Annotated in this window: 6 protein-coding genes and 1 pseudogene; all 7 read right to left on the bottom strand. The window is 50.5% G+C overall.

What is annotated here, in order from left to right:
* Positions 1 to 337 (bottom strand): transposase family protein (locus Mcas_RS13840; RefSeq protein ID WP_040336138.1); only part of this gene is annotated, 337 nt, incomplete at its 3' end.
* 47 nt (positions 338 to 384) lie between these two features.
* Positions 385 to 861 (bottom strand): restriction endonuclease subunit S domain-containing protein, encoded by a 477-nt coding sequence (locus Mcas_RS13835; RefSeq protein WP_156033387.1) that lies wholly within the window; start codon positions 859 to 861, stop codon positions 385 to 387.
* Positions 845 to 1,793, bottom strand: a pseudogene (locus Mcas_RS19340) (type I restriction-modification system subunit M N-terminal domain-containing protein). The gene Mcas_RS13835 and the pseudogene Mcas_RS19340 overlap by 17 nt, the downstream one beginning before the upstream one ends.
* A 7-nt stretch (positions 1,794 to 1,800) precedes the next feature.
* Positions 1,801 to 3,612 (bottom strand): glutamine-hydrolyzing GMP synthase, encoded by a 1,812-nt coding sequence (gene guaA / locus Mcas_RS13825; protein ID WP_040336137.1) that lies wholly within the window; start codon positions 3,610 to 3,612, stop codon positions 1,801 to 1,803.
* 82 nt (positions 3,613 to 3,694) lie between these two features.
* The gene (gene clpB, locus Mcas_RS13820; protein WP_040336136.1) at positions 3,695 to 6,331 is read right to left on the bottom strand and encodes an ATP-dependent chaperone ClpB; all 2,637 of its coding nucleotides are present in this window, start codon (positions 6,329 to 6,331) and stop codon (positions 3,695 to 3,697) included.
* On the bottom strand, positions 6,328 to 6,678 hold the full coding sequence (locus Mcas_RS13815; protein ID WP_040336135.1) for a MerR family transcriptional regulator: 351 nt from the start codon (positions 6,676 to 6,678) through the stop codon (positions 6,328 to 6,330). Before Mcas_RS13815 ends, clpB begins: the two co-directional genes overlap by 4 nt.
* Before the next feature lies 1 nt (position 6,679).
* The gene (locus Mcas_RS13810; protein ID WP_040336134.1) at positions 6,680 to 7,675 is read right to left on the bottom strand and encodes a DnaJ C-terminal domain-containing protein; all 996 of its coding nucleotides are present in this window, start codon (positions 7,673 to 7,675) and stop codon (positions 6,680 to 6,682) included.
* Positions 7,676 to 7,686 lie beyond the last annotated feature (11 nt).

Raw genomic sequence — 7,686 nt, 5'->3', positions numbered from 1 at the left:
TCATCATTAGAGAATCAAATAAATATGTAAAATCAGCACCACTACGAGCCCAAGGTATTTCTATCTGTAAAACTCCACATTCATTACAATCAGTCCTTGGTACTCTTGCTATTATATAACTCTCATATTCAAAAAAATTAAGATGTCGCCATTTCTTTTCAGTTGTGTCATAAGCTTTAGAATTGTTTCCACACTTACTACACTTGAATATACTACCTCTTGTAAAATCAATATGTATATCTATCACCTTTTCCACTTTCTTGAAATCTATAGATGTTACCTTCCACGGTAACTGTATATTTAGTGCTTGCTCAAATAAATTCTCCAACATTTCCATAACTCTATTCTCCTTACATGTTTTACCCTCATTGTACCATTACCCACTCACTTTGAGAAAGAGCCAAGTAAAACAATAGTAAACGCTGATTGAGATGAGCCTATAGTGCATTTTTTTAATTCGGCTTTCCCTGGTGGAGATAGCAACCAGTAATAAAGAAAACCACTATCAAGGTTTCTGAAATGTCTAAACCATGTTAAATTCCCATCCTTGAAGTAAAACAGCTCTCCATTTTTTACAACATAGGGTACACCAAGTGTTCCAACGGAAGTCAAAAGCAAATCACCATTTTCTGGTGCTCCAAACTGGTCTTTAATTTCAGCATATTTTTTTTCAGAAATAAACAGTTTCGTGGAAACATCTGTTTTTCCAGCTTGTTTTGCAATAATTTCCTTTCCACGATAAAATGGAATACCCTCAGATTGATAATCTCTTGCGTATATCCTTTTGCTGGATGTGATGTCGCATAACTCATGTATCTTTGTTTTATGGCAACTATTAAGCATTTCACTTAGGACTTTCACTTGTCATAGTACCCTCGACTTTAAATAGCGGCATACGTAATCGTGCAACATTCTCCCCGATTTGTTCCTCAAGCTTCCTAGCTTCGTCATTGAGCTGCTCAAGTTCCTCATTGAGTTCCTCAAGTCTTTCATAGAAGTCAAAATCGTCTTCGGGCTTCTCTGTAACCCCAACATATCGTCCGGGGTTAAGTGAATATCCATGTTCCTTGATCTTATCAATTGTTTCAACCTTGCACAGACCATCAATATCCTGATACACACCTTTGGGGAAGTGCTCTTTTGTAAGCACCTCACTGCCTGCATCTGTTTCAATGGCCTTGCCCCTGTAAAGCCTCACGATATTTGAGATGAACTCAATCTGTTCAGGCAGGAAATCTCTGTGCGCACGATCAACCTGATTATAAATATTGCGAGCATCTATGAACAAAACTTTATCCTTGCGGTCTGTCTTTTTTTTCCCCTTGTCAAAGAACCACAAGGTACATGGCAGGGTCACGGTCAATGTCCATGGGAATATCCGAGAACCTTTTAAGCAGGGTAACAAGGACATCATTTCCGAGACGATTATACGACTTTGGAAGCACATCCTTAAGTGCCTCGTTGTCAACCTCTATGGCCTTCATTGCATTGTTGACGGCTTTTCCGATGTTCTCACCCTCGGGGAGATTTAGCAAATGAGAGAAACGCGAGGTCTCCGGAAGATAAAGAACCCCCTTTGCTTGATAGTCAATCTTTTAGATTACACGCCTACTTGATACCTTCTGTTTTCTAAGCTCCTCCTCAACTTCCGTAAACTTATGATCGGCATACCTGAGAAATATGAGACCGAGCACAGGGACGGCATATTCTGATGACTTTAATCCTGAATTTGCGTTAAGCTGGTCAGCAACATTCCATAAGGACTTCTCTATGTTGTTCTGGAAATGTGACATTGCCAACCTATTCCCATTCGATAGTACCGGGGGGTTTGTTGGTTATGTCGTACAGTACCATCGCAATTCCTTCCAAGCGTAGGATATCCACCGCAAGGGCTTCCAGCAGTGCCCTATCGATCTGTGCAAACCGTGCGGTCATACCGTCGGTTGAGAGCACCGGTCGCAGAACTATGGTCTCCCTGCCTGAGGCGTCATCGTAGCCAAGGGGAAAGATAACCACCGGAAACTGCCAGATGTCGGGCAATTGCCTCTTGTATTTGACCGTAAACGTCCTGACAATGTAATCGGCCTCCCGCAGGAGCTCCACGCGCCCGTGGGTGAGATAGGCCGGGTGGATGCCTAATTGTTCCGGCCTGATTTCGCTGCGGCCTTTGACGACATACGCAACACGATTTATACCGCTGATGCCGTTTACAATGGCGCTTGCTACGCCCTCCAGGTGTGGTACGGTAATGTTGTCACCGTACAGTATTGCAATGTCCTTGTAGCTGCGCGAATCGCCCTGAACCCCTACCGTCTTTGCCGGAGCGATGAAGCCACTCAGCCCATACCGTGACAACACGACAGCCAACTCCCCACTCTGATATACGGGCTTGTTCTCCGTCGAGCAAATACAACGCACGGCTAATCCCGGCCCCGGAAACGGGTCCCGCATAATCATATGTTGTGGCAGCCCCAATGCACCCGCCAACAGCCGCACCTCGTCCTTGTAAAAGTCGGTCAACGGCTCCACCACCTTGTCCTCGCTTATGAGCTTCAGTATCTTATCGACCCGATTGTGGTGTGTCTTTATCCTGGAGGCATTGGTGCTGCAACCGGACTCTATCGTATCGGGATATATGGTGCCCTGTCCCAGTATCCAGTGATTGTCTGATGATTCGATCTTGTTGAGCAGGTCATCCTCTACCTCGATGAACATCCTGCCGATGATCTCCCTCTTGCGCTCGGGGTTACACTCCTGACCGATGGCATCTATGAACTTATTGCTGGCGTCAACGACGTCTATGTTATCGGCGCCAATGCCCTTGAAGTCGCTGATAATGTTGAGCGTTTCGTTTTTGCGCATAAGCCCTGTGTCTATGTATATGCCCCTTACGTGTTCCTTGCCGAGTGCCCTCACACACAGGTAAAAGGCCACAGTGGAATCAACCCCACCACTGACAAGAAAGATGACCTTTCTGCCCTTGGCCTTATCCCTTATGTTGCCGATGAGGGTATCGATCTGGTCTTTGGGGCGCCAGTCTGTTGTGGTAACCTTGCAGACGTTAAAGACAAAGTTCCTGATGATATCCTGCCCGCGGGGTGTATGGACGACCTCGGGGTGAAACTGCAGACCATAGATGTGCCGTTGCGGGTGTGCCATGGCTGCCACGCTGCAGGTATCGCTGGAGGCCAGCACCTCAAAGCCCTCGGGCAACTGCTCAACCGAGTCGCCGTGACTCATCCACACCGTCTGGGTATCGTCCAGCCCCTTAAACAGGCTGTCGTTGTTTAATATCTTGATGACTGCAATCCCGTACTCACCGCCCTCGCTGCCATGCACCTTGCCACCGAGCAGGTGGGCTATGAGTTGGTGCCCGTAGCACAGCCCCAGGATCGGTACGCCGAGGTCAAACAGTCCCTCGGCCACACGCGGGCTCTCCGGTATATACACACTCTGCGGACCACCGGAGAGCACTATCCCGCTAACGTTTTCGAGTCTGTCGGGGGGGGTGTTGAAATCCGTTATCTCCGTAAATACGCCCAGCTCCCTGATCTTTCGTGCGATCAGGTGACAGTATTGTCCACCGGCATTTAGTATTGCAATCCTGCTCATCTATAATACGATAGCATGTTTCATTACTATTTGACAATGGAGGCTCTTTCTTTGGCTTTGTTTTTCCCTTCTTCTCTCCTTCCTACTCACCAACTGCCATTTCTACCTTTGAGAACACCATCGCGGCGCGCTCGTAATCTACCCTGACGGTGTCGCCCTGAGCAATTGAGCCATCCAGTATCTTCAGCGCCAGAGGATTCAGTATCTCACTCTGAAGCACACGACGCAACGGCCTGGCACCATAAACGGGGTCGTACCCGGACTCCGCAATCACCTCCTTGACACGGTCGGTCAACAGGATGTCTATCTGCTTGCCCTTGAGATACTTGCGCATCCGGTACAACTGTATGTCAACTATGCGTTTTAAGAGGTCCTTGCTCAACGCATTGAAGATTATTATATCATCCACACGGTTGAGAAACTCCGGTCTGAAAAACCCCCGCAACGCCTCCATCACCTTGTTGGCCATCGTGCCGGCACTCACACCCTGCTGATAGGCCTCATGCACACGATGACGGTCCTGCAAAAACTCCTGAATATACTCACTGCCTATGTTTGAGGTCATGACAATCACCGAGTTCCTGAAATCCACCGTCCTGCCATGCCCGTCCGTGAGACGACCGTCATCGAGGAGCTGCAGCATTACGTTAAAGACCTCCGGGTGTGCCTTCTCCACCTCGTCAAAGAGTATGACCGAGTATGGCCGCCGCCTAACCGCCTCCGTAAGCTGTCCTCCCTCGTCGTATCCGACGTAACCGGGCGGAGAACCTATCAACCGCGATACCGTGTGCTTCTCCTGGTACTCCGACATGTCAATGCGCAACAGGGCAGCCTCATCATCAAAGAGAAACTCCGCCAACGCCTTGGCCAGTTCGGTCTTGCCCACACCAGTGGGCCCCAGAAACATGAACGACCCGATCGGACGATTGGGGTCCTGTATACCCGCCCGCGCCCGCCTGATGGCATTTGAAACCTTCTCAATGGCCTCATTCTGACCTATTACTCGCAACCTCAAACGGTCCTCCATCTGCAGGAGCTTGTCTATTTCGGTCTCAAGCATCTTTGAAACCGGAATGCCAGTCCACTTTGCCACCACACTGGCAATGTCCTCCTCAGTTACGGCCTCGGTCAACATCTTGCCGTTGACCTGCATGATTTTGAGCTTCTGATTCTCAGCCTCCAGCGCCCTGTTTAACTCAATTAGCCTGCCGTATCTCAACTCCGCAGCCTTGCCCAGAAGCCCCTGACGTTCGGCATTTTCGGACTCAGTCCTGGTGGCTTCGATGTCCTCATTTATCTTGCGGATGTTGGCAATCAACTCCTTCTCGCCCTTCCAACGCACCATTAGCAGGGAATGCCCCTCGGATAACTCAGTCATCTCCTTCTCTATCTTCTGCCGCTGTGCCTCCGCCTCCGCCGAAGTGTCCTTGAGTAGGGCCTGCCGCTCGATCTCCAGTTGCCGCAACCTACGCTGCATCTCATCAATCTCCACTGGCATACTGTCAATGGCCATCCTCAGGCGTGCCGCAGCCTCGTCAATGAGATCAATGGCCTTATCCGGCAAAAACCGGTCGGTTATGTACCGGTGCGACAACGTAGCCGCCGCTATCAAGGCCGAATCCTTGAACTTGATCCCGTGATGTATTTCATAACGCTCTTTTAATCCCCTCAGTATGGAGATGGTGTCTTCAACGCCCGGTTCTTTTATGTAAACAGGCTGGAAACGCCTCTCCAGCGCTGCGTCTTTTTCGATGTACTTCCTGTATTCATTGAGGGTCGTGGCGCCCACACACCTCAGCTCGCCCCTTGCCAGTGAGGGCTTGAGCATGTTTGAGGCATCCATCGCCCCCTCTGCCGCACCAGCTCCCACAAGGGTATGCAGCTCGTCTATGAACAGGATGATATTGCCCTGTGCGGCCTCTATCTCCTTGATTACGGCCTTGATCCGCTCCTCAAACTCACCCCTGAACTTGGTCCCCGCCAGGAGGAATCCAAGGTCGAGGGCAATGACCCGCTTGTTCTTGAGCGATTCCGGCACGTCACTGTCGATGATGCGCTGTGCAAGGCCCTCGGCTATGGCCGTCTTGCCCACACCCGGCTCACCAATGATGACCGGATTGTTTTTGGTCCTGCGCGCAAGTACCTGTATTACGCGCCTGATCTCCTCGTCCCTGCCAATGACGGGGTCGAGTTTACCCTTGCGTGCAAGGTCGGTAAGGTCGCGACTGTACTTTTTAAGCGCCTGGAACTTGTCCTCGGGGGTCTGATCAGTGACGTTCTGACTGCCTCGAACATCCTGCATGGCCTTCATAAACGTATCCCTGGTGATATTGTAGCGATCAAGGAGACGTCCACCTCCCTTGATTATCACGCCAAGCATCAGCAGCTCCACGCTGACGTACTCATCCCCCAGGTAACCGGCCTGCTTAAATGCCTCCTCCAGGCAATCCCTGATCGCCGCAGAGAGATACATCTGTGCCATAGCCGTAGCACCAACCACCGAAGGGAACTTGTCGATCTCCTTTTCGACATCCTTTCTCAGGGCATTTGTATTGACCCCGAGTTTCTTCAGTATTTGTATAACTGTTCCATTGCCATCAGCCAACAGCGCAGCAATCAGATGTTCAGGCTGCATCTCCTGATTTCCCTTACGCTCGGCAATCATCTGAGCCTCGCGCATGGCCTCCTGACTCTTTATTGTCAACTTTTCTATCTTCATACGGTCTCCTTGAAAATCCTCATCAGGCGCGACCTGACATCCTCACGGGTTTCTTCCTCGAGATATGGCAGGACGTCTTCCAGTTGCGTGTTAAGGGCATCAATGATCCCCCTCATGCGCAGTATTATCTCCACACCGGCCTTGTTGACGCCTAGGTCCCTGGTCAGTTGGATAATCATGTCGAGCCTCTCTATGTCCTCCTCCGAGTACTTACGTTGCCTGTTGTAGCGCTTGGGACATACAAACCCCTCGCGCTCGTAGAGCCTCAGAGTCTGTGGATGAACCCCCAGCATCTCAGCAACCACGCTGATGACGTACAAAGGCTGATCCTTGTCCTTTTTGACCATACTACCCTCTCACCATCCCTTTTCGTGGGTCATCGGTATAGAGATTGCCAAGTCTCCTTATCGTGTCCTTCTCTATGGGACCGAGGCCAACGGGGACAACAATCCGTATCTCAATATATAAGTCGCCCTTGTCGCCACTTGGGGCAGGCATCCCCTTGCCCTTGAGCTTGAATACCTTGCCGCTGTGTGTGCCCTCTGGGAGGGTCATTATGGATGAGCCATCCAGCGACGGAACCTCTATCCTGGCACCTAAGACTGCCTCAGGGAAGGTTACCGGTATGGCGGCGTGCAGGTCATTGCCCTTGCGGGTAAAAACCTCATGCGAAGTCACCGTTATGTCTATGACGATGTCCCCTGTCTTGCCGCTGTAGCCTCCGTTGTCGGCCTTGTTCTTGAGCCTCACCTTAGAGCCGGTGTCAACCCCCGCGGGTATCTTTACCTTCATTGTTTCCGTTGTTGGTACCACACCGGTGCCATTACAGGTCGTGCATGTCTTGGATGACCTTCTACCGGAGCCATAGCACTGCTTGCACTGGATGTCGCGCCTTATGTTCATCGCCTTTGTGACGCCTTCATAGGCCTCTTGCAGTGTCAGGGTCAACTCAGCAACCACGTCCTTGCCCTTGGCACTGCCGGCGGTACTGGTACGACCAGCGCCTGGCCTTGAACCAAGGTTAAAGAACTCAGAGAACAGGTCGCCAAAATTGTTCAGATCGAAGTTGTTTGTATAGCGTCGATCCGCAAAGCCATCAAAACCTGAGTCTGAGGCAAAGGCCGACCTCACAGGGTTGTCATACTCGGCACGCTTTTTTGGGTCTCCCAAGGTGTCGTAGGCCTCGTTTATCTCCTTGAACTTTGCCTCTGCCCACGGACTTCCGGGGTTGAGGTCAGGGTGGTACTTTCTGGCCAGTTTGCGGTAGGCCTTCTTTATCTCTTCCTGAGTGGCCGACTTGTCCACTTCTAGTGTGCTGTAGTAGTTTTTTATATCCGTTGCCATGGTTACCTCTT

It is taken from the genome of Candidatus Magnetobacterium casense (assembly GCF_000714715.1).
In the GTDB taxonomy this organism is placed as follows: Bacteria; Nitrospirota; Thermodesulfovibrionia; order Thermodesulfovibrionales; family Magnetobacteriaceae; genus Magnetobacterium; species Magnetobacterium casense.
This window is presented reverse-complemented; position numbering and strand designations above follow the sequence as displayed.

Excerpts from the sequence above, each read along its gene's own strand:
- guaA (WP_040336137.1), bottom strand. The coding sequence starts at position 3,612 with ATGAGCAGGATTGCAATACTAAATGCCGGTGGACAATACTGTCACCTG.
- Mcas_RS13810 (WP_040336134.1), bottom strand. The coding sequence starts at position 7,675 with ATGGCAACGGATATAAAAAACTACTACAGCACACTAGAAGTGGACAAG.
- Mcas_RS13815 (WP_040336135.1), bottom strand. The coding sequence starts at position 6,678 with ATGGTCAAAAAGGACAAGGATCAGCCTTTGTACGTCATCAGCGTGGTT.
- clpB (WP_040336136.1), bottom strand. The coding sequence starts at position 6,331 with ATGAAGATAGAAAAGTTGACAATAAAGAGTCAGGAGGCCATGCGCGAG.